Source organism: Halorubrum sp. AJ67, assembly GCF_000513435.1.
In genome coordinates this window covers 29,992-30,932 of the sequence record NZ_CBVY010000002.1, presented here as the reverse complement: position 1 = coordinate 30,932, position 941 = coordinate 29,992, and the positions used below count along the sequence as shown (strand labels likewise).

1 pseudogene is annotated in these 941 nt (G+C 70.5%); it reads left to right on the top strand.

The features are described 5' to 3' along the window. Positions 1–2 precede the first annotated feature (2 nt). Positions 3–729, top strand: a pseudogene (locus BN903_RS02320) (fumarylacetoacetate hydrolase family protein). Positions 730–941: the final 212 nt, after the last annotated feature.

The following is a 941-nucleotide window of genomic DNA, read 5'->3' as shown; positions in this document are numbered from 1 at the left end:
GCATGCGACTCGCTCGACTGCTCACCGCCCGACGGTCCCGTGGCCGGCCGCCACGTCGACGGCACGATCGTCGCCGACGACGGCCGCTACGAGGTCGGTCGCGACGGGCGGCTGCTCCCCCCGTGCGACCCGAGTGCGCTGTACTGCGTCGGCCGTAACTACGCGGAGACGCTCGACCAGATGGACTACGAGCGGCCCGAGGAGCCGGACTTCTTCATCAAGCCGCCGACGAGCCTGCTCGCGCACGGGGAGGCGATCCGGTATCCCGAGTGGACCGACGAACTGACCTACGCCGGCGAACTGGTGGCGGTGATCGGCGAGCGCTGCCGCGACCTCGAACCCGACGAGGTTCCAGAGGTCGTGCGCGGCTACACGGTCATGAACGACGTCGACGCGCTCGACCAACAGGGCCGGACCGCGCGCAAGGCGTTCGACGGGTCGGCACCGCTCGGACCGTGGATCGAGACCGACGTGGACCCGACGGACCTCGACATCGAGACCACCGTCGGCGGCGAGACGCGTCAGGACGCCAACACGGAGCTGATGCTGTTCGGACCACACGAGATCGTCTCGTACCTTTCGAAGCGATTCACCTTCGAACCGGGCGACTGTATCGCCTTCGGCAGCCCCGCAAACCCCGGTCTCGTCGAACCCGGCGAGCGCGTCGAGATCACCTACGAGGGGGTCGGAACCCTCTCGAACACGGTGGTCGATCCCGGCGCGGAGTGAGCCGTTCGCGGGCGGACGGACGGCGCGGGACCGCCCCTCTCCTCACGTCCCCGTCGGATCGAGGTCGTTGCCGGTCGCGTCGTCGATGCGATCGTTGGCGCGCGTCAGCGCTTCCTCGTCGCCGGTCCGCACGTACTCCCCGATCGCGTCGGCGGCCCCGACGAGGGCGTCCGCGGCCGCGGGCGGTACGTCGCCCCCGAGGGCGTCGACGC